This is a genomic window from Thalassospira indica (assembly GCF_003403095.1).
Classification (GTDB): Bacteria; Pseudomonadota; Alphaproteobacteria; order Rhodospirillales; family Thalassospiraceae; genus Thalassospira; species Thalassospira indica.
Genome location: NZ_CP031555.1, coordinates 3,296,572 through 3,316,993 on the forward strand (window position 1 = coordinate 3,296,572; position 20,422 = coordinate 3,316,993).

The following is a 20,422-nucleotide window of genomic DNA, read 5'->3' on the forward strand; positions in this document are numbered from 1 at the left end:
CGCACTGCCGTTGGTTCAAATCCAGACCCTAAATAGAACAGCAATGCAATTTAGCAATTATTGATTTGGAAACAGTTATTTTCCGGCAAACAAATGACTATTGGTCACTTAAAACGCAAGGGCCATCTGTCAAAAAACTGTCGCACTTTTCGCGTAACTGAATTGCGCTATCTGCAAACGACCAAATTTGGCGCTATTGCGGCTGTGCCGGCGGCAGATAAATGCGCGCCAAAAGCCCGCCTTTCTGCGATTCTTCAAGGTATATTTCACCACCATGCGCCCGGACGGCTGTGCGTGCGATTGCCATCCCAAGACCAATACCGCCGGTATCACGATTGCGTGACGCTTCAATCCTGAAGAACGGCTCAAACACCTGTTCGCGTTGTTCGACCGGTATCCCAGGCCCATCATCGGCAATTTCGATCCAAAGCCCCCCGTCATCGGCATCGCGCACCGCAACCTCGACCGTATCGCCGAAGTTAAGGGCATTGGACACCAGATTGCCAAAGGCGCGTTTGATCGAAAGCGGCCGGCACGGATAAACCCGGGTATCTACCTCGCCAATATATCTGATTGGTCGTCCGGTTTCTGCCAGATCCTCGACCGCGGATTCAACAAGGGCGGTCAGATCGATTTTGCGGGTTTCCTCATTCGCGGTTTCTTCGCGGGCGAAGGTCATCGCCGCTTCGACCATCTGTTCCATTTCATCAAGGGTTTCGATGATACGCGCACGGTTTTCCGGATCATCGACAAATTCGGCGCGCAGACGCAGCGATGTGATCGGTGTGCGCAGATCATGCGAAATGGCGGCCAGCATCCTTGTGCGGTCCTCGACAAAGCGTTTGAGGCGCGCAGTCATCCGGTTAAAGGCCCTTGTGGCGCGTCTGATTTCAATCGGACCGGTTTCAGACACCGGTTCGGGATAGTCCCCCCGCCCGACACGATCGGCCGCCCTTGTCAAAACGTCCCACGACCGCGAAATCCGGCGCGCCAGGAAGAAGGCGATCACGGCAATGACAAGCCCGGATGCCAAAACACGCAAAAGGTTGTCGAACACAAACCAAGGTGGCGAAACGACCCCGCCGATCATGGCTTCCAGCCAGACATCGGGCTCTGTGCCGGTTGGCTCCCCGTCCGGACCAAGGATCCTGATCGGCACAACAAGGCGCATCACCGGCGAAGTATCGCAATCAAACCGGTCAAGGTAGCGCAACGACCAGGGTGCGCGGCGATCATCATCACGGTGATCATCGCGATCATGATGGTCATCGTCGTGGCCGGATCGATCCATGCGGTCACGTTCCAGAAACGCATCCTTTTCACGCCGGAGTGTTTTGCGTTCGCTCCAGCATTCATCCTCAGACAGGATTTCAACCCGCGCCGGGACCCCGGTTTCAAGGTCGAGTGCCTCGTTTAAACGCTGGGTCAGCGTGTCCGAGGTAAATCCGTCACCGGAAACCACATCAGTTTCCGGCACCAGCCGCAGGCGGTTCTGTGGTGATTGCGCCACGCGCAACACATCGGCCCAGTTATCACGCGGCGTTGTCGTCAGAATGCGCGAAATCGCCGCCACCCGTGAAAGGGCATAGCCGCGTCGCTCAGACGCCACCGCATCCCGGCGTTCTTCGGCCAACATGACACCAAGAACGATGTGGGTCAGGATGATCGCGCCCAACAGCAAACAGACAAGCTGCGCGGTCAGACTTTGCGGCCAAAGACGTTTGATCAGGCGGCGCTTGGTCATTTTTCGGTCACCTCGCAGGTGAACATGTATCCCCCGCCCCAGACGGTCTTGATCAGGGTCGGGTTCTTGGCATCCACCTCAATCTTCTTGCGCAGGCGGCTAACCTGATTGTCGATACTGCGATCAAACGGGATGGCTTCGCGCCCCTTGGTCAGGTCAAGCAACTGATCGCGGTTAAGTACCATATTGGGATGTTCGACAAAGGCACAAAGCAAGCCATATTCCCCGGCACTGAGCGGTACAACCACATCATTGGCATCGCGCAGCTCATGGCGGGTACGATCCAGCACCCAGCGATCAAAATGCACCTGCCCGCCCGGAAGCGGTCCCTTGCGTCCGACCGGAAGACTTTGCGCACGCCGCATCACGGCCTTGATCCGCGCCAGCAACTCGCGCGGATTAAACGGCTTGGCCAGATAATCATCTGCGCCCATTTCAAGGCCGATGATCCGATCGGTTTCCTCGCCAAGGGCGGTCAGCATGACAACCGGCACATCATAGTTTTCGCGCAGCCATCGACATAAACTCAGCCCGTCCTCGCCGGGCATCATCAGATCCAGCACGATCAGATCGGGTGCGATGTTGTCAGTCATCAGTTTGCGCAACTCGCGCCCGTCGGACGCCAATGTGACGCGATATTCATGCTGGCGCAGATACCGCCCCAGAAGGTCACGGATATCACGATGGTCATCGACAACAAGAATGTGGGGCTGGTCGCTCATATGCGGTCCTGAAATCAAAGTCGTTTGGTAAGCCTAACCTACCGCCTCGACCGGTATCGCAGAAACGGCAATTTGTATCAGATTGTCGCAAAACGGCCTTTTGGCACAGCTTGCGACCATTTTGCCCGTTCGCCGGGATCATTTCGCGACAATCATAGGCGATAACGGCCCTCAACACATTGATCCCCCACAAACCTGATGAGGTTCCCGATGAAACGCAAAACCATTCTTAAACTTGCTGCCGCCCTGATTGCCACCACCATGATCGCAACCCCGTTTGCAGCGGCTTATGCGTCGCCTGGCGAACGTGACCATAAAGGCGAATATATGCGGGGTGAACACGGTGACTTCGGCGAACATGGCAAGTATCACAAAGGCGGCATGTTCCATGGCGAAGGCCGCACACGCGCCGTGCCATTGACCACCGATGAGGCCCGCACGCTGGTAGATGCGATGCTTTTGAAAATGGGTAAATCCAACCTCAAGACCGGTGATGCCAAGACCTCCGAACAGGCTGGCAAGATTGATGTTGTCTTGCTGAATGCCAGTGGTGATGTGGTCGAGGTTTTGAAATTTGATGAAAAAACCGGCCGTATGGATCGCGGTACCCGCCATGATCTGCGCAAACTGATCGGCAAACCGAACAAAGACAAGGCGGCACGTTTTGATCGCAAATTCACCGCTGATCAGATGACGCTTCTGGCCAATGCGATGGTGATCCGGTTTGGCAATGGTGAGCTTAAACTGGGTGACATCGCCGAAACCCCGCGTGGTACCTATACCGCCACCGTCACCAATCAGGCCGGCGACATTGTGCGTGAAATGGAACTGAGCAGCGTGACCGGTCGCCCGATCAGCTGATCGGTCCGTCAAAACCGAACCTTCCCCGGTCCGGGGACTTCCCCCATCCCAACCGATACCCCGGACCCGCCTGCGCCCCCAAGGCTCCCCTTGGGGGCGTTTTGCGTTTTTGGGTTTAACTTCATCGGCTTGTCACGCAATTAGGTTTGACGGCTTCGTGTAATCCAAGCATTGTTACGCGCTTCTATAATCCGCCCCATGAAAGAAGCACCATGACGACCAACGCCCCAAAACCCGCCCCCAGAACAGCCACCCTCGATGATATCCCCGCATTAACAACCCTTTGGCAGGAAACCGGGCTTTACCGCCCGTATAACCCGCCAGAATGGGATGTGCGCTTTGCGCTTGAAAGCAAGGAAGCCACCCTTTTCGTCTGGGAAGATAACAGCGATAACATTATTGGGTCTGTCATGGCGGGTCATGACGGGCATCGCGGCTGGGTCTATTATATGGCCGTAACACCAAGTTTGCAGAAATCAGGACTGGGTCGTCGCCTGATGGAGGTCGGGGAAAACTGGCTGCGCGATCAGGGTGTTTGGCGCATGCAGTTGATGGTGCGTGCGGACAACCATGCGATGCAGGATTTCTATCGCCATCTTGGCTATCGCGCCTGTGACGTCACGGTGATGCAAAAAGACATCAACACCCCGCCTGCCGACCGATAGCCCCGTCGCGGTTGCATTACATGGCATCGGCGATGGTCGATGCCGCGTTTTGCTCTGTCGGGGCTGGTTTTTGCTGATTTTTAATTGCGATTGTTGCGTGGGCAATCCGGCGTGCGCGCTCATACAGGCGGTTGATGCGTTCGACCATCGCGACTTCAATCCGGTAACGACGAATATCAAGATCGCGCGGGCCGATTTCGTCACTAACCTTGCGCAATGTCGTATCAAGTTTGGTGGTGAACTCCGCCTTGCGACCCAGCACACGATTGGCGGCCTCCAGATCCTCGGCCGAAAAGGCGGTCATCGCCTGTTTCAGGCAATCTTCGGCGATCTCGTAAAGCTCTGCCATTTTCTGGCGGTTTTCGTCTGATGGCATGTGGCGAATATCAAGCCATTCGCCGACCAGCTTGACCATTTCCTCACTGATCAGATCACCGATGGCTTCAAGATGGTTGCTGACGGCAAGCTCGTTCTGCATACGGTTGAGGTCCGCTGCCAGCAGTCCCGCACGCGGCAGTTTTGCGGCAAACAGCGCAATCGCGTCTTGCAGGCTATCGACCCCGTCATCGAGTTCGCCAAGCTTTTTAAGCTTTGGTCGTGTCGGGTTGCGCAGGTTTTCGCGCCCTCGCCGCACGACATCAATCACCACATCGCCCATATGGACAACCTCGTTGCGCAGCAGGCTTAGTGCTGCGGCAGGTGCGACGCTGAGTTCGTGAATAACGTATTTTGGTTCCGGGCTGAGACGTGGTTCGGTGTCGATTTCGGCCGGAACCAGTTTTTCGATCAGGCGCGCTATTGCGGGCACAAACCCGATCATCAGGATGACATTGACGACATTGAAGATGGTGTGCGCATTGGCAATTTCGCGCGCGATGTCTGTTGTCTCGGGTGTGCGTCCGGTGGTGATGAATTCGACAAGCCTTACCAGTTGGTCAATAAACGGCAACCAGATCAAAACACCGACCACATTAAATAACACATGGCCAAGGGCGGTGCGAAATGCATCACGGTTCTTGCCAATCGTCACCAGCAACGCGGTGACACAGGTGCCGATATTGGCCCCGAAAATAAGCGCGATACCGCTATCAAGCGGCACCAATCCCTGCCCGGCCAGAACAATGACAATCCCCATCGTCGCCGCACTTGATTGCACCAGCGCAGTGAACGCCGCCGCCACCAGCATGGCGAGAAACGGATTGCGCATCTGGCCCATCACATCGATGAACGGGCCATAGGTTCGAAGCGGTTCCATGGCGTCACTCATCATGCCCATGCCAAAGAACAGCATGCCCATACCCAGCACCGCCTTGCCGATCAGGGTAAACCGCTTGCGATCGGCCAGCATCGTCATGGCAAAGCCGATGGCAATAAAAAGTGGCGCAATGGCATCAATCTGAAAGGCGATGATTTGCGCGGTCAGGGTACTGCCGACATTGGCGCCCATGATCACGGCAATCGATTGGGCAAACGGCATCAGTCCGGCCGACACAAAGCCAACCACCAGCACAGTCGTAACACTTGATGACTGCACCAGCCCGGTAATAACCGCACCCGAAACTGCGGCCCAGATACGATTGCGGGTCATGCCAGACAAAACACGACGCAATCTGGACCCGGCAAGGGTTTTAAGCGCGCCTGCAAGATGATCCATCCCGTATAAAAACAGGGCCAACCCGCCAACCAGACCGATCGCCATCGACCAGGTGTCAAGCGATGGCGCGTTGTCCGCCGCCCAGGCCGCCGAGTTGGCCAGAAGGAGCAAGACCGCGCTTGCAAGAATGGATTTCAGGAATGTCGGCATTGGGCACCGGTCGAGGTAATCGGTTGAAAACAAACCGACCATAGCGCAGTTTGGGGACCAAACCCAATTGGATGTTTAGCCCCTTGCCAAACTGTTGGGTGGCAGACATTCCCCTGACCTACCCATTGCCGCGCCCGACAAACGAGCCGACGTTCAGGCCTGACAGTTCGCGGGCAATCCTTGGCTTATTCGGCGGCAACCGATTTATGGTCTGGCTTTTCCTGTGCCAAACGTTCGCGCAGGACCGCAATCTGATCCCCCGACAAGCGCAGGCCAAGCTTGGAACGACGCCAGATCAGGTCATCGATATCGCGCACCCACTCCTGATCGATCAGATAGCGGACCTCTGCCTCATACAGGTCATGACCGTAACATTTACCAAGATCACCAACAGTTTGGGCATCGCCAATGATCTGTTCGATCCGCGTCCCATAGGCGCGCAGCAGGCGTTTGAGCATCACCGCATCCATCCACTCATAACGCGCGGCATAATCAGCAAAGGCCGCCTCATAGGATGCATTGGGGAAATCCCCGCCCGGCAGCACCGTATTTGCCGTCCATGGGGTGTCCTTGGCTCCCAGTTCCTTTGAGATGATCTGAAGCGCGTGTTCGGCAAGCTTGCGATAGGTGGTGATTTTGCCACCAAACACATGCAGTGCCGGTGCCTTGTGATCTTTGGATTCAAGCTTCAGGGTATAATCTCGCGATACCTTGGACGCGTTTGCTTCCGCGCCCTCACCGGCATAAAGCGGGCGCACCCCGGAATAGGTCCAGACGACATCATCAGACGTGATCGGCTTTTTGAAATAACCGCTGGCAAGCTTGCACAGATAATCGATTTCATCCTGATCAATCTTGACCTTGGCCGGATCGCCCTTGAAATCAACATCGGTGGTGCCGATCAGGGTGAAGTCATCCTGATAGGGAATGGCAAAGACAATGCGGCCATCACCATTCTGGAAGATATAGCAGAAATCATGATCGAACATCTTGGGCACGACAATATGGCTGCCCTTGACCAGACGGATGTTGGCCTTGGTATCGGATTTAACCACACCGTTTTTTGGATTGATCAGATCGGCACACCACGGACCGGCGGCATTGATCAGCATGCGGCCTGACACCGAACGGTTTTCGCCGGTTTCCTGATCGCGCAGCGTCACGTTCCAACCATCGCCTGCGCGGTTTGCCCCAACGCATTCAGTGCGGGTCAAAATCTCTGCCCCCATGTCCTTTGCGTCCATCGCATTGAGGACAACAAGCCGCGCATCATCGACCCAGCAATCGGAATAGACAAAGCCCTTGGTCATTTCGTCACGCAGCGGTGCACCTGAAACGTGCTTGGCAAATGAAATGCCCTCGGAGGCCGGAAGTTTTTTGCGCCCACCAAGATGGTCATACAGGAACAATCCAAGACGGATCATCCAGGCCGGACGCAGATCCTTGCGGTGCGGCAGGACAAAGCGCAGCGGCCAGATGATATGTGGCGCATTATCCAACAGCACTTCACGTTCGGTCAGCGCTTCGCGCACCAGACGGAACTCGCAATGTTCAAGGTAACGCAACCCGCCATGGATCAGCTTGGTACTGGCCGACGAGGTCGCACTGGCCAGATCATCCTTTTCACACAACAATACGTGAAGCCCCCGGCCCGCCGCATCGCGCGCGATCCCGGCACCGTTTATGCCGCCGCCAATAATGATCAGATCATAGTTTGAAGTGCCAGCCATTGGGGCCTCTCATCACATAAGGAAACTCGTTGATCTTCAAAATAGTTCATTTTCGAAAATTTTCAAGTTTCGAATTGTGACATTTATTCGACACAGCCATGCGCCGCTTGCACGCACATGCTTCAGTTATGCTTGATAAACCCGAATCAACCACAGGAAAGAAAACGTTCATTCGTGAACGAAAATGAAAAACCCCGCCTGAGGTTCAGACGGGGATCAAGTGTGCGCAACACGCAAGATGCCAGAGCAAGATGTAAGAGCCGATTAGGCCAGCCAGCGTTTCTGCCAGTCAGACAGCATGGCAATCGTCCAAAGCTGATGGCCCCAATTGCGCTTGCCCGACATATGTTCGGACCGAAGCTTTTCGATCTGGCGACGATCCAGACCAAAATCGGTATAAAGCGCTTCATTGGCCAGATGGTCGCCCATCCATTCATGAAGCGGCCCGCGCAGCCATTGCGCCAACGGCACGCCAAAGCCGGTTTTCGGCCGGTCAATCAGGTCGCGCGGAACATATTTATACAGGATCTGGCGCAGGGCATATTTGCCGACCGATCCGTTCATCTTAAGCCGGGCGGGCAAACGCCAGCCAAACTCGATCACGCGGTGATCAATGAACGGCACGCGCACTTCAAGCGAATTGGCCATCGATGCCCGGTCCACCTTGGTCAGAACATCATCGACCATATACATCATCGTATCCATGGCCTGCATGGAGGACACGTAATCAAGGTGACGGTTGCGACAGAACTTCTCGCCCGGCACACGGAATTTCTTGCTCGATGCATGCTTGCCGCGCAGCTTGTCGGGATCAAACAGCGAAATCAGCGCATGATAGCGATCAATATCATCGCGGATCGCCAGCAGCGGTGCGGCCTTGTGGATTTTATCGCCAATCGCACTGGTCGATTTTTTGCCCGGCATCAGGCCGACAAGTGTGTCCCAATGTTGCGGCGACAGCATGGTCAGCCCGCGCGACACAAGAGGCGCGCCAAATGGAATGCTGCCAGCCGCGCGACTGAGCTGCTTGGCCCACAAATAACGGTTATACCCGCCAAAAGTCTCATCGCCGCCATCGCCCGACAGGGCGACCGTGACATGCTTGCGGGTCAGGGCCGAAATCAGATAGGTCGGAATGGCGGAGCTGTCAAAGAACGGCTCGTCATAAGTTTCCGAAAGCTTCGGCACCAGATCAAGCGCATCTTGGGGCGTGACATAAAGTTCGGTATGATCGGTCTTGAGGTGCTTTGCCACTTCACCGGCGAAGGCCGCCTCGTTAAAGGCCTCGTCCTCGAAGCCGACCGAGAATGTCTTGACCGGCCGGTCTGAAACCGACTGCATCAGGGCAACGACGGTCGATGAATCAATCCCGCCCGACAGGAACGCGCCCAACGGCACATCGGCCACCATGCGGCGTTGAACCGCATCGCGCAGCAAATCTTCAAGCGCATCAATTGCGCTTTGATCATCGCCGCTCCAGGCATGTGTCTGACCGTTAAGCACCGCATCTTCGACCGACCAATAGGCGTTTTCGGTCGCCTGATCATGCGATGAAATTTCAAGAATATGGCCGGGTTTGAGCATCTTGGCATGGGCGTAAATCGAAAGCCCGGACGGCACATAGCCAAAGCGCAAATAGGCATCAAGGCCGGTCTGGTTGACCTCGCGCGAGATGGCGTCGCCTGCCAGCAATCCTTTGACCTCGGACGCGAAACCGATATGGCCGTCATAGCGCGACCAGTAAAGCGGCTTGATGCCCAGACGGTCACGTACAAGGAACAGCTTCTTTTTCTGCCGATCCCAAAGGGCGATGGCAAACATGCCAATCAGGCGCTTGATGGTATCGCGCAGGCCCCAATGGGCAATACATTCGAGGATGACTTCCGTATCGGAATGGCCGCGCCACGTGATGTTGGCCGAGGCAAGCTTTTCACGCAGTTCCGGGGCGTTATAGATCTCGCCATTATAGACCATGACATAACGGCCATTGGCGGAATGCATCGGCTGTTTGCCGGCATCGGATAGATCAATGATGGCAAGGCGGCGCTGCCCAAGGGCAATCCCATCTTGCTCATCAAGCCAGACATCACCGCCATCCGGGCCACGGTGATACAGCGCATCATTCATGCGCGACATACGATCACCCAAGCGCGTTGCATCAGCTTGTTCAGACAGCCATAAACCGGCAATTCCACACATGAAAATATCCTGTAAAGCCCTGCCGTTACTTAAAACAATAACGGTGTGCCCTACAATGAAAACATTCGCAAAAGCCGGGTAATTCGACGATTTTTAACGTCGATTGATCCCAAGCCGCGCCATCCGGCGATAAAGCGTGTTGCGCCCAATGCCCAGTGCCTTGGCGGTGTTGCTGATGTGCCATTGCTGATCATCAAGGACTTGGCGCAGGGCATCGGCCTCCGCCCGTGCGATGGTCTGGCCCGGCGATGGCGGCGCTGTATCCTGCGTCACATCGAAATCATCGGGCAGATGATTGGGCTCAATCACTCCGTCTTCGGCAAAGACAGCGGCATATTGCAAAACATTGATCAGTTCGCGCACATTTCCCGGCCAGCGGTGAGCCGTCAAAAGTGCCAGAACATCATCACTGCATGCGACATAGTCGTCCGACAACGCCGCCAATAGCCGCCCAATCAGATCCGCAAGATCACTGCGTTCGCGTAACGGCGGCACCGCAAGGCGCGCGCCCTTGATGCGATAAAGCAGGTCTTCACGGAATTTGCCCTCGGCCACCGCCGCATTCAGGTCGACATTGCTCGCACAGATCAGGCGGAAATCGACCGGCACGGACTTTGTACTGCCAAGCGGCTCCACCGTCCGACTTTCAAGCACACGCAGCAATCGGCCTTGGGCGGCCAGCGGCATATCGCCAATTTCATCGAGAAACAGCGTGCCGCCATTGGCCTCGCGGATGCGGCCGCCAAAGCCATCGCGTGCCGCCCCGGTAAAGGCGCCACCGGCATGACCAAACAGTTCGTTTTCAATCAGTCCTTCGGGAAGGGCGGCACAGTTGATCGCAACAAACGCCTTTGATTTACCAAGGGTGGCATCATGAATATGACGGGCCAGATATTCCTTGCCGCTGCCGGTTTCGCCTGACATCAGGACATTGATATCGCGCGCATGAAGCCGCGTTCCGATTTCAAAAATACGCCGAAGGGCGGCGTCCTTGTCCGGGATGTCGGTCGTGCGTCGGGCTGGCAGGGATGGCGCCTTGCGCGCCACCGGTGTTGAGCGCCCGACATAACGGCGGCGCATACGTTGCGGTATGGTGACACTGCCAAACAGAACACCACCGCCCGCGATATTAAGCGGGGTTGCCGATGGTCCCTGCCCGTCCGGGCTTGCCAGTTTGGCAATCAGGTTGTCGACATCCATCTCGAACATATCGGCGATATCGGCGGAATTGTCGCATGCCGCCAGAATGCGACGCGCAGTCGATGTTGCCCCGCTGATTGTGCCATCTGGCGCAATCGAAATCATCGCATCACGGGTTGATCCGACATGGCGGGCATCGGGATGAAGGTGGACAATCACATCACCGGCGCGTTCATCAAAAAACAGGATACGTTCAAGCGCATCGGCGTAATCGGCCACCATGCCGCGCACGCGCAGGCAATCGGGGCGTTTGATATCTTCGCGCACAGCCGACACATCCAGGACCGAGCACACCTTGCCATCGGGATCAAAGACGGGGGCGGCGGTGCAGGTCAGAACCGAATGCTGGGCCAGGAAATGTTCATCCTTGTGGATGGTGATCGGGCGGCCTTCGACAATACAGGTACCAATGCCATTGGTGCCTTCGCGTTCCTCGCTCCAGACCGCACCGGGGAGCAGGCCGTTGGTGCGAAATGACGGCAAAAGCGAATGGGCCGCAACACTGTCAAGGATGACACCACTATTATCGGTCAGAAACACCGCATAGCCGGATGCATCAATCTTGCGGTAAAGGGTACGCACCAGATCGTGGGCATGGTGATAAAGCCGCCCGTTGCGATCACGCAATTGCCGGGTCTGGCTTTCAGATATGACTTCGGGACGGCGCAGGGTGTCATGAGCCAGACCAAAGCGTTGTTCACACCGTTGCCAGCTTTCAAGCACCGCACGATTTTGCGCCCCGCCGCTCAGCTGCAGGGCTGCTTCTATCCGTCCGCCGGGAATGTTTCCTGACATAGACGCTATCTCCCTTGTGTCGGTGTTTTTGCCATTGTTTTGGCCCGGATTTTTCCGGTGCGTGACTTTTGTCACAGCCGATCACAGGCCAAATCGTAACACATTTGACGTCCCCCACGCCAAACAGTTTCGCCCGCCAAATCCGGCAAAACCGTGAGTGTTCCATTTTTGGAACAATTTGTGCCAATCGCCCTGTTCCAGTCATGCCGATGGCACAAAACCCGCGGCTCAACCGGGAACGCTCAACCATCTGAAAAACAGGTTCTTTCTGACAAACCGGTATCGAAATCGGCAAGTGGCACGACCTTTGCGGGTAACGGATCGTCATAATCAAAAATGCGGGCGGCAAATCGCCCGTTATCTCGGAGGAACCCAAATGATCTACAAGAATCCAAATGACTCTGGCAGCAAGGTCAGCTTCAAGAGCCGCTATGAAAACTTCATTGGCGGTGAATGGGTGGCCCCTGCAAAGGGTCAGTATTTTGAAAATGTGTCGCCGGTAAATGGCAAGCCGTTCTGCGAAATCGCACGATCGAGCTCTGCAGACATCGAAAAGGCCCTTGATGCCGCACATGCCGCCTTCCCGGCCTGGGGCAAGACCTCGGTCACGGAACGGGCCAACATGCTCAACAAGATTGCTGATCGTATGGAAGCCAATCTTGAAATGCTGGCCGTCGCCGAAACGTGGGACAATGGCAAGGCCGTGCGTGAAACGCTGGCAGCCGACATCCCGCTTGCCATTGACCATTTCCGCTATTTCGCAGGCGCCATCCGCGCGCAGGAAGGCTCGCTTGGCGAGATTGACGACAACACGGTCGCCTATCACTTCCATGAGCCGCTTGGCGTGGTCGGTCAGATCATCCCATGGAACTTCCCGATCCTGATGGCGGTGTGGAAACTGGCCCCGGCCCTTGCCGCGGGTAACTGTGTGGTTCTGAAACCGGCCGAACAGACCCCGGCATCGATCTGCGTTCTGATGGAACTGATTTCTGATCTGATCCCGGCGGGTGTGGTCAACGTTGTGCAGGGCTTTGGCGTGGAGGCTGGCAAGCCGCTGGCACAAAGCAACCGTGTGGCCAAGGTCGCCTTCACGGGTGAAACCACTACCGGCCGCCTTATCATGCAATATGCATCGGAAAACATCATTCCGGTGACCTTGGAGCTTGGTGGCAAGTCGCCGAACATCTTCTTTGAAGATATCATGGCGGCGGATGATGATTTCCGCCAAAAGGCCGCCGAAGGCATGGCGATGTTTGCCCTGAACCAGGGTGAAGTTTGCACCTGCCCGTCGCGCGCGATCATTCAGGAAAGCATCTATGACAAGTTCATGGATAGCGTGCTGTCGCGTATTGCCAACATCAAACAGGGCAACCCGCTTGATACCGACACCATGATGGGTGCGCAGGCATCGACCGAGCAGATGGAAAAGATCATGTCCTATCTGGATATCGGCAAACAGGAAGGTGCCGAAGTCCTGTGTGGCGGTGACAAGGCCGATCTGGGTGGAGATCTTTCGGATGGTTTCTATATCCAGCCGACCATCTTCAAGGGCCATAACCGCATGCGGATTTTCCAGGAGGAAATCTTTGGCCCGGTCGTATCGGCCACCACGTTCAAGGACGACGCCGAGGCGCTGCATATCGCCAATGACACGCTATATGGCCTTGGGGCTGGTGTCTGGACGCGGGATGCCAACCGTTCATATCGCTTCGGCCGGGACATCAAGGCCGGTCGTGTGTGGACCAACTGCTATCACCTCTATCCGGCGCATGCGGCTTTTGGCGGCTACAAGCAATCGGGCATCGGGCGTGAAAACCACAAGATGATGCTGAACCATTATCAGCAGACCAAGAACCTTCTGGTTTCCTACGATCCGAAACCGATGGGCTTCTTCTGATCCGATCCTCTTCACAGCCGGACGCGAGGCCAACCTCGCGTCCGGTCGCCTTTCGCAAAGAAGGAGGTGACATTGACTGGATCAGAAAACGCGCCTGACAGGGTGGTTGCGACAGATGCCGCAATTGAACTGATCAGGAAGCTTAAGGATATCCACGGGCCGGTGATGTTTCACCAGTCGGGCGGCTGTTGCGATGGCAGTGCGCCGATGTGCTTTCCGGACGGAGAGTTCAAAACCGGTGATCAGGATGTGTTGCTGGGCGAGATTGAAGGCAGTCCGTTTTATATCGGGCGCGCACAGTTCGAATATTGGCGTCATACCCAACTGATCATTGATGTGGTCGATGGGCGCGGCGGCATGTTTTCGCTGGAGGGCCCGGAAGGCAAACGCTTCCTGACCCGATCGCGCATCTTTAGCGACGATGAATGGAACGCGCTTAAGGCGCATGAAGAAAAGGCACCAATCACGGATTAGCAAAGCCATCGCTTTGCGATCCTGGATCTACCCGGGCGTTTCGTTTCCGACATCTCCTCCCATGGTGTCCACCCCCAGCGAAACGCCATAAGAAGCTGCCAGCTTATCCGGCGCATGTGCGGCTTCTTCCCCCTTGCCCGCTGCTTCCCCATTTGGGCAGCGGGCATTTTTTATGCCAGAACTACAAGCACCACCCCCGAAAGGGCGCAGAGAAACATCAGCGACAACAGGGCAGCTATCACCACCCGCCCGCCGACATGCAGGACATTGCGGATATCGACACTCAATCCCAAAGCAGCCATGGCAAGGATGGTCAGGAAGGACGATGTCGTTTTGATCGGCGCGCGGGCAACATCCGGGATCAGATCAAACGAACAGGCCACCATCATGGCGATAAAGCCGATAATGAACCACGGCACAACCTGCGCAATCGGAAGCTTCGTCTCACGTGCCCGACCGCCAATCACGGCCAGCGCAAAGATCACTGGCCCCAGCATCAAAACCCGGATCAGCTTGACCAGTGTGCCTACCTGAACCGCAAGGGTGCCGGCCGGGGCGGTTGCCGCCAGAACCTGTGGCACGGCATAAACGGTAAGGCCGGAAAAAATACCATATTGGGTTGCCGATAATCCAAGCCCGGCATGAAGCATCGGCAAGACAAAAACAAACAAGACACCCAAAACCGCAGTGAACGAGATAGATGCCGCTACATCATCCGATTGCGCCTCAATCACTGGCGCGGTTGCCGCAATTGCCGAATTGCCACAGATCGAATTGCCGCACGCCACCAGCATCGAAAGATGGTTGGAAAGACCAAGCGCCCGACCAATGTGGTAGCTGACAAACAGGCTGATACAAACGACCGCGATGATGGCCGCGACCAACCCGCCACCGGCCGATCCGATGGCCTGCGCGCTGATCGATGCGCCCAGCAACACAATGGCAATTTCAAGCAACGTCTTGGCACAAAACCGCACCCCGGCAAAATAGCGCGGCGCCAATCCAAACACCGATCGCACCACCACCCCGATCAGAATGGCAAAAACCAGACTTTCCACCCAGCCACGCCCGAACAACATACGCTCGGCATGTTCGGCCAGCTTCGCGGCAAGTGCGACCAAAACGGTCACGGCAAGCCCGGGCAGGATCGGTTTGAGGTGGGTGTTAAAAAACATGGTTTTCCTGTGTTTTGATCACAGGCAGAAAATCTCACGCCCAACCATTTACTTCCATCGAATAAAAATTCATATTTCATTCGATTAAATTGAACAGTTGAACATAACCATGATGACACTCGAACAGCTTCAGATCTTTGTCGCGGTTGCCGAACGCGAACATCTGACCCGCGCGGCAGAGGCGATTGGGCTTACGCCATCGGCCGTCAGCTCCGCCATCAAGAACCTTGAAGGCTTTTATGGTGTGGCGCTGTTTAACCGGGTGGGACGGCGGATTGAGCTGACCCAGACCGGGCGACTGTTTTTGGATGAAGCCAAATCAACGCTGGCCCGTGCGCGGGCAGCAGAACTGACGCTCGCCGAACTGGGCGGCATGCAGCGCGGGGAGCTTAATGTTTATGCCAGTCAGACGATTGCCAGTTACTGGTTGCCGCCGTTCCTGATGAAATTTCATGACCAGTATCCCGGCATCGAAATCCGCCTGACGATTGGCAACACCAAAACCGTATCCGATGCGGTTCGCGGTGGTGCGGCCGATATCGGCTTTATCGAAGGCGACATTGATGAACCGGCCTTGGCCAAACGCGAAGTCGCCGAAGACGCCCTGGTGATTGTTGTGTCCCCCAAACACCCTTGGGCCAATGGCCGGGCGCTGAGCCCACAGGCGCTTGTCACCCAGACCAACTGGATCCTGCGCGAAGCCGGTTCAGGCACCAGATCGGAATTCGAAGCCGCCTTGCTCGATCTGGGCGTTGATCCCGCGCGCCTGCGCACCGCACTTGTCTTACCCAGCAACGAGGCCGTCATTACCGCAGTCGAAAACGGCGTCGCCGCCACCGCAGTTTCCCAGTTCGCGGTTAGTTCGCTGATCGCGCAAGGCCGCCTTGCCCGCGCAAACTTCCCGATCCCGCCGCGCAAATTCATGGTGCTGCGCCACAAGGAACGCCAGCAAACCCAAAGTTCTTTGGCACTTGAGAAACTGTGCCTTTCGTCCCTGAATACCTAGATCGCAACAATCGAATTTAAAAATATTCCAAGTGTAAATTGCGCATTCGCAATGCAGCATTTTGGGGTCGGTTCTAATGGTCGGTCTGACAGGGCAACCTGTGCATGCGCCACCCGAAACCGACACATGCATCCGTCAAAGGGCACTTCCGATCGCGGAAGATGCAGAGTTGTCCCGAGGCTTCGCCACCTTAGAGGACCCTGCCAATGCTTGATGCAGAACTATTGGCGCGCATACAGTTTGCCTTTACCGTCTCGTTCCACATTATCTTCCCGTCCTTTACCATCGGACTGGCAAGTTTCCTGTTTGTGCTCGAAGCCCTGTGGCTGCGCACCAGGGACGAGACCTATCTTTCGCTTTACAAATTCTGGATGAAAATCTTCGCCCTTGCCTTTGGTATGGGCGTCGTATCCGGGATTGTCATGTCCTATCAGTTCGGCACGAACTGGGGACCGTTTTCCGAATTTACCGGCGGTGTGATCGGCCCGCTTCTGGCCTATGAGGTGCTGAGCGCCTTCTTCCTTGAGGCCGGGTTCCTTGGCATCATGCTGTTTGGCTTGAACCGTGTCGGGCCAAAGCTGCACTTTACCGCCACCACAATGGTTGCGATTGGAACGCTTTTCTCGGCCTTCTGGATTTTGTCAGCCAACAGCTGGATGCAAACGCCTGACGGCTATGTGATCGAAAATGGCCGGGCGGTTGTTTCAAGCTGGATCGACGCGATTTTCAATCCGAGCTTCCCCTATCGTCTGGTGCATATGGTGCTGGCGGCTTACCTTACCACCGCCCTTGTGGTTGGTGCGGTTGGTGCATGGCATCTGATGCGGGATCGTGAAAACCGGGCGGCCAGGATCATGTTCTCCATGGCAATGTGGATGGCGGCAATCCTTGGCCCGATCCAGATTTTTGCCGGTGATTTGCATGGGCTTAATACCCTTGAACATCAGCCGGCCAAAGTGGCCGCGATGGAGGGGCATTTTGACACCCGCGAAGGTGCGCCCCTGATCCTGTTTGGCATGCCCGACATGGAAGAAGAGGAAACCAAATACGCGGTCGAAATTCCCAAGCTGGGGTCGATGATCCTGACCCATGAATGGGATGGCAAGATCACCGGCCTTAAGGACTTCGCGCCTGAAGATCGCCCGAATGCGGCAATTGTGTTCTGGACGTTTCGCATTATGGTCGGGCTGGGTGTTTTGATCGCACTTCTGGGCATTGCCAGCGTCATCGCACGCCTGCGCAAGAAGCTTTATAGCTGTGGCTACTTGCATCGCTTTGCCCTTTTGATGGGGCCGAGTGGTTTTGTTGCCATTCTGGCCGGTTGGTTTACCACCGAAGTGGGCAGACAGCCCTGGGTGGTTTATGGCCTGATGCGTACGTCCGAGGCTGGGTCGCCCGTCGCCCCGACCGCCATTGCCGGATCGCTGATCGCCTTTGTGGTGGTCTATGCCATCGTGTTCGGGGTCGGCACGGCCTATATCCTGCGCGCCATGATCAAGGACCCGCGTAGCGCCCACATCCCTGAAGAAACCGAAATCTTGCGGGCCGGTGGTCGCCAATCAACCGCCGCACATCCGCCCGTGGCAGGAGAATGATCATGGATTATCAACTGATCTGGGTTCTGCTGATTGCTGTTGCCGTCTTTGCCTATGTCACGCTGGATGGCTTTGACCTTGGCATCGGCATCCTGTTTCCATTCATCAAGAACCCGAAAAATCGCGGCCGGATGATGAATACCGTCGCCCCGGTGTGGGATGGCAATGAAACCTGGCTGATCCTTGGCGGGGGTGGACTTTATGCCGCCTTCCCGCAGGCCTATTCATTGCTGATGACGGCCTTTTATATTCCGGTCTTTACCATGCTGCTCGCGCTCGTTTTCCGTGGTGTGGCGTTTGAGTTTCGGTTCAAAAGCAAGAACCACCAGAAACACTGGGACTTTGCCTTTTCGGCCGGATCAATCATCGCAGCCGCCATGCAAGGTGCGATGCTGGGCGGCTTTATCGAAGGCATTGCCGTTGAAAACGGACGTTTTGTGGGCGGTGCGTTTGATTGGTTGAGCCCGTTTTCGGTGTTCTGCGCGACGGCGGTTGTGGTGGGCTATGCCCTGCTCGGCACCGGCTGGCTGATCATGAAGATGGAAGGCGATTTTCAGGGCAACTTGCGCCGTCTCGCCAAACCCGCCGTGATCTGGATGGCGGCCAATCTTGGCGTGGTGTCGCTGATGACGACCTATGTTAATCCGGCCTATGCCCAGCGCTGGTTTGAACTGCCAAACATGCTTTATCTCGCCCCCATTCCGCTTGTGACGGTTGGGTTGCTCTATTGGCTGTGGCATGCGGTCAAGAAGCGTGAAAAGACCGTGTTTGGCATCACGCTTGGCATTTTCTTCCTGAGTTACCTTGGCTTCGGGATCACGCTTTATCCCAATATCGTGCCGCCGATGATCACCTTCCGCGATGCCGCGGCACCTGAAAACAGCCTTGCCTTCATGCTGGTGGGGGCCGCCATCTTGCTACCGATCATTCTGGGCTACACCGCCTATGCCTATTGGGTGTTTCGCGGAAAAACCGGGGATGAGGGGTATCACTGATGGCCAGTATCAAATCACCCAAAACCCGCAGATGGCTGTGGTTTGTCGGCCTTTATATCGGCGGCGTCGTCGTGCTTGGTGCCGCATCACTTTTGCTGCGTGCCCTGATGGGGCAGGCGTAATGATCCGCTTGACCTAACCGAACCAAACTCCCGTGACCTGCTTTATACCCCCGACAGCAGGTCTCTACCCGGCAGCACTCCCCACCCGCTGCCGGGTTCTTTTTTGCTTACTGGTTGTCCTTGCGCCGGATCAGCAGGGCCAAACGTTCAATCCCGTCGCGGATACGTTCGCTGCTTTCGGTGGCAAAGCTCAGGCGCGCGGTATTGATGCCGCTTTGATCACAGAAGAATGCCTGACCGGGGACAAAGGCGACCTTGGCATCCTCCATCGCATCAATCAGAAGTTCGCGGCTGTTGATGTTGTCGGGCAATGTTAACCAGACAAACATGCCCCCTTGCGGGCGCGACCAAGTGACACCTTCGGGCATGAAGTCCTCAAGCGCGCTTAGCATCACATCACGCTTGGCGCGATAGGCATCCTGCAGGGTTTCCAGATGGCTTGGGAACAGTTTCGATGCGGCACGCAGTGCGATTTCCTGATTGATCGTCGAAACATGCAGATCCCCCGCCTGCTTCATCAAAACAAGCTGACGGATCACCGGGCGCGGTGCCGTGATCCAGCCGATACGAAGGGCCGGTGCCAGCGTTTTGGAAAAAGTACCAAGCTGGATAACCGTTCCGGCATCCGGATCGCCTTGTGTGTCATCAAGGGCCAAAAGCGACGGCAGGCTCTCACCTTCATAGGCAAGCTTGCAATAGGCCGCGTCTTCAAGGATCACCGCGCCATATTTGCGCGCAGTCTCCAGCACCGCCAAACGGCGATCAAGCGAATAGGATCGCCCGGTCGGATTCTGGAAATCCGGCGACAGATAGGCAATCCGCGCCCCCTTGGCAAAGGCGGCATCAAGTTCGGTAATCACCGGCCCCTCATCATCCATGGCAATGCCGACATAGCTTGGCCGACGCATGGAAAAAGCCTGCATCGCGCCGAGATAGCTTGGCTTTTCCAGAACGATTTCACGCCCCGGTTCCAGCAGCAGACGGGCGAGCATATCCAACCCCTGCTGCGCACCACAGGTAACCAGGATATTATCAATATCGCGCACAGCCCCCGTCGCCGCCAGATCGTTCGCAATCCATTGCCGCAACCCGGGCAGGCCTTCACTTATGGAATATTGCAGGCTGCGACGCCCGGCCTGCTCATCGCCGGTCAGATCACCATAAACATCATTAAAGGTCGCAAGCGGGAAAAGCTTGGGATCGGGCACGCCACCGGCAAATGAAATAATCTCTGGCCGTTCAGCCACTTTCAGCAGGTCACGAATTTCGGACGCCCGCAGGGCACGGGCATCGGCGACGATCATTTCATTCCATTGAACAGACATGGCAGCACTCTTTAGGTCAGCAACATTGCCGTTATTTGGCAAGCAACACTGACCTAAATCAAGTTTATTTTATCAAGCCATCTAAATTTGAAATAAAATTACAATTTGATCTG

The 20,422-nt window shown here is 56.0% G+C and carries 16 protein-coding genes; 8 read left to right on the forward strand and 8 right to left on the reverse strand.

What is annotated here, in order from left to right; translation table 11 throughout:
• Positions 1-193 precede the first annotated feature (193 nt).
• Both DY252_RS15570 and DY252_RS15575 read right to left on the reverse strand, forming a co-directional pair.
• Positions 194-1,744: an ATP-binding protein gene (locus DY252_RS15570; protein ID WP_064790582.1), complete on the reverse strand. Its 1,551-nt coding sequence runs from the start codon at positions 1,742-1,744 to the stop codon at positions 194-196.
• Entirely contained in the window at positions 1,741-2,466 is a 726-nt protein-coding gene (locus DY252_RS15575) for a response regulator (RefSeq protein ID WP_064790581.1), read from the reverse strand. The genes DY252_RS15570 and DY252_RS15575 overlap by 4 nt, the downstream gene beginning before the upstream one ends.
• 210 nt (positions 2,467-2,676) lie before the next feature.
• Between DY252_RS15575 and DY252_RS15580 the strand changes: the two genes are divergently transcribed.
• The gene (locus DY252_RS15580) at positions 2,677-3,327 is read left to right on the forward strand and encodes a hypothetical protein (RefSeq protein ID WP_064790580.1); all 651 of its coding nucleotides are present in this window, start codon (positions 2,677-2,679) and stop codon (positions 3,325-3,327) included.
• Between the two features lie 212 nt (positions 3,328-3,539).
• Entirely contained in the window at positions 3,540-3,992 is a 453-nt protein-coding gene (locus DY252_RS15585; RefSeq protein ID WP_082923618.1) for a GNAT family acetyltransferase, read from the forward strand.
• Positions 3,993-4,008: 16 nt separating this feature from the next.
• Here the strand turns inward: DY252_RS15585 and DY252_RS15590 are convergent, their stop codons facing one another.
• The 4 genes from DY252_RS15590 to DY252_RS15605 all read right to left on the reverse strand — a co-directional run bounded on the left by DY252_RS15590 (position 4,009) and on the right by DY252_RS15605 (position 11,720).
• Positions 4,009-5,796 carry a Na/Pi cotransporter family protein gene (locus DY252_RS15590; protein WP_064790614.1) on the reverse strand — a complete coding sequence of 596 codons (1,788 nt, stop codon included), beginning with the start codon at positions 5,794-5,796 and terminating at the stop codon, positions 4,009-4,011.
• A 185-nt stretch (positions 5,797-5,981) separates the two neighbouring features.
• Positions 5,982-7,526 (reverse strand): glycerol-3-phosphate dehydrogenase, encoded by a 1,545-nt coding sequence (gene glpD / locus DY252_RS15595; protein ID WP_064790579.1) that lies wholly within the window; start codon positions 7,524-7,526, stop codon positions 5,982-5,984.
• Positions 7,527-7,790: 264 nt separating this feature from the next.
• Positions 7,791-9,725 carry an asparagine synthase (glutamine-hydrolyzing) gene (gene asnB / locus DY252_RS15600; protein WP_064790578.1) on the reverse strand — a complete coding sequence of 645 codons (1,935 nt, stop codon included), beginning with the start codon at positions 9,723-9,725 and terminating at the stop codon, positions 7,791-7,793.
• 93 nt (positions 9,726-9,818) lie between these two features.
• Positions 9,819-11,720 (reverse strand): sigma-54-dependent Fis family transcriptional regulator, encoded by a 1,902-nt coding sequence (locus DY252_RS15605; protein ID WP_064790577.1) that lies wholly within the window; start codon positions 11,718-11,720, stop codon positions 9,819-9,821.
• Positions 11,721-12,096: 376 nt separating this feature from the next.
• Between DY252_RS15605 and adh the strand changes: the two genes are divergently transcribed.
• A complete protein-coding gene (gene adh, locus DY252_RS15610) occupies positions 12,097-13,617 on the forward strand; it encodes an aldehyde dehydrogenase (RefSeq protein ID WP_064790576.1) in 1,521 nt (506 codons plus the stop codon).
• Between the two features lie 72 nt (positions 13,618-13,689).
• Complete coding sequence (locus DY252_RS15615) at positions 13,690-14,091, forward strand: DUF779 domain-containing protein (RefSeq protein ID WP_063088417.1); 402 nt, start codon at positions 13,690-13,692, stop codon at positions 14,089-14,091.
• Between the two features lie 170 nt (positions 14,092-14,261).
• Here DY252_RS15615 and DY252_RS15620 read toward each other — a convergent pair whose 3' ends face one another.
• Positions 14,262-15,266: a YeiH family protein gene (locus DY252_RS15620; protein ID WP_064790575.1), complete on the reverse strand. Its 1,005-nt coding sequence runs from the start codon at positions 15,264-15,266 to the stop codon at positions 14,262-14,264.
• A gap of 109 nt (positions 15,267-15,375) precedes the next feature.
• Between DY252_RS15620 and DY252_RS15625 the strand changes: the two genes are divergently transcribed.
• The 4 genes from DY252_RS15625 to DY252_RS15640 all read left to right on the forward strand — a co-directional run bounded on the left by DY252_RS15625 (position 15,376) and on the right by DY252_RS15640 (position 18,984).
• A complete protein-coding gene (locus tag DY252_RS15625; RefSeq protein WP_318532891.1) occupies positions 15,376-16,272 on the forward strand; it encodes a LysR family transcriptional regulator in 897 nt (298 codons plus the stop codon).
• 206 nt (positions 16,273-16,478) lie between these two features.
• Positions 16,479-17,867 (forward strand): cytochrome ubiquinol oxidase subunit I, encoded by a 1,389-nt coding sequence (locus tag DY252_RS15630; RefSeq protein ID WP_064790574.1) that lies wholly within the window; start codon positions 16,479-16,481, stop codon positions 17,865-17,867.
• Between the two features lie 2 nt (positions 17,868-17,869).
• Positions 17,870-18,862 (forward strand): cytochrome d ubiquinol oxidase subunit II, encoded by a 993-nt coding sequence (gene cydB / locus DY252_RS15635; RefSeq protein WP_425451859.1) that lies wholly within the window; start codon positions 17,870-17,872, stop codon positions 18,860-18,862.
• Positions 18,862-18,984 carry a DUF2474 family protein gene (locus DY252_RS15640; RefSeq protein ID WP_082923617.1) on the forward strand — a complete coding sequence of 41 codons (123 nt, stop codon included), beginning with the start codon at positions 18,862-18,864 and terminating at the stop codon, positions 18,982-18,984. The genes cydB and DY252_RS15640 overlap by 1 nt, the downstream gene beginning before the upstream one ends.
• A gap of 107 nt (positions 18,985-19,091) precedes the next feature.
• Here the strand turns inward: DY252_RS15640 and DY252_RS15645 are convergent, their stop codons facing one another.
• Positions 19,092-20,309, reverse strand: a complete 1,218-nt coding sequence (locus DY252_RS15645; protein WP_082923616.1) for an aminotransferase-like domain-containing protein — start codon at positions 20,307-20,309, stop codon at positions 19,092-19,094.
• Between the last annotated feature and the right edge of the window lie 113 nt (positions 20,310-20,422).

What these genes read in the sequence shown, in the direction of transcription:
- DY252_RS15580 (WP_064790580.1), top strand. Translation starts at nt 2,677, where the DNA reads ATGAAACGCAAAACCATTCTTAAACTTGCTGCCGCCCTGATTGCCACC.
- DY252_RS15575 (WP_064790581.1), bottom strand. Translation starts at nt 2,466, where the DNA reads ATGAGCGACCAGCCCCACATTCTTGTTGTCGATGACCATCGTGATATC.
- DY252_RS15585 (WP_082923618.1), top strand. Translation starts at nt 3,540, where the DNA reads ATGACGACCAACGCCCCAAAACCCGCCCCCAGAACAGCCACCCTCGAT.
- cydB (WP_425451859.1), top strand. Translation starts at nt 17,870, where the DNA reads ATGGATTATCAACTGATCTGGGTTCTGCTGATTGCTGTTGCCGTCTTT.
- DY252_RS15620 (WP_064790575.1), bottom strand. Translation starts at nt 15,266, where the DNA reads ATGTTTTTTAACACCCACCTCAAACCGATCCTGCCCGGGCTTGCCGTG.
- DY252_RS15645 (WP_082923616.1), bottom strand. Translation starts at nt 20,309, where the DNA reads ATGTCTGTTCAATGGAATGAAATGATCGTCGCCGATGCCCGTGCCCTG.
- DY252_RS15605 (WP_064790577.1), bottom strand. Translation starts at nt 11,720, where the DNA reads ATGTCAGGAAACATTCCCGGCGGACGGATAGAAGCAGCCCTGCAGCTG.
- DY252_RS15625 (WP_318532891.1), top strand. Translation starts at nt 15,376, where the DNA reads ATGATGACACTCGAACAGCTTCAGATCTTTGTCGCGGTTGCCGAACGC.
- glpD (WP_064790579.1), bottom strand. Translation starts at nt 7,526, where the DNA reads ATGGCTGGCACTTCAAACTATGATCTGATCATTATTGGCGGCGGCATA.
- DY252_RS15570 (WP_064790582.1), bottom strand. Translation starts at nt 1,744, where the DNA reads ATGACCAAGCGCCGCCTGATCAAACGTCTTTGGCCGCAAAGTCTGACC.
- DY252_RS15590 (WP_064790614.1), bottom strand. Translation starts at nt 5,796, where the DNA reads ATGCCGACATTCCTGAAATCCATTCTTGCAAGCGCGGTCTTGCTCCTT.
- adh (WP_064790576.1), top strand. Translation starts at nt 12,097, where the DNA reads ATGATCTACAAGAATCCAAATGACTCTGGCAGCAAGGTCAGCTTCAAG.
- DY252_RS15640 (WP_082923617.1), top strand. Translation starts at nt 18,862, where the DNA reads ATGGCCAGTATCAAATCACCCAAAACCCGCAGATGGCTGTGGTTTGTC.
- asnB (WP_064790578.1), bottom strand. Translation starts at nt 9,725, where the DNA reads ATGTGTGGAATTGCCGGTTTATGGCTGTCTGAACAAGCTGATGCAACG.
- DY252_RS15630 (WP_064790574.1), top strand. Translation starts at nt 16,479, where the DNA reads ATGCTTGATGCAGAACTATTGGCGCGCATACAGTTTGCCTTTACCGTC.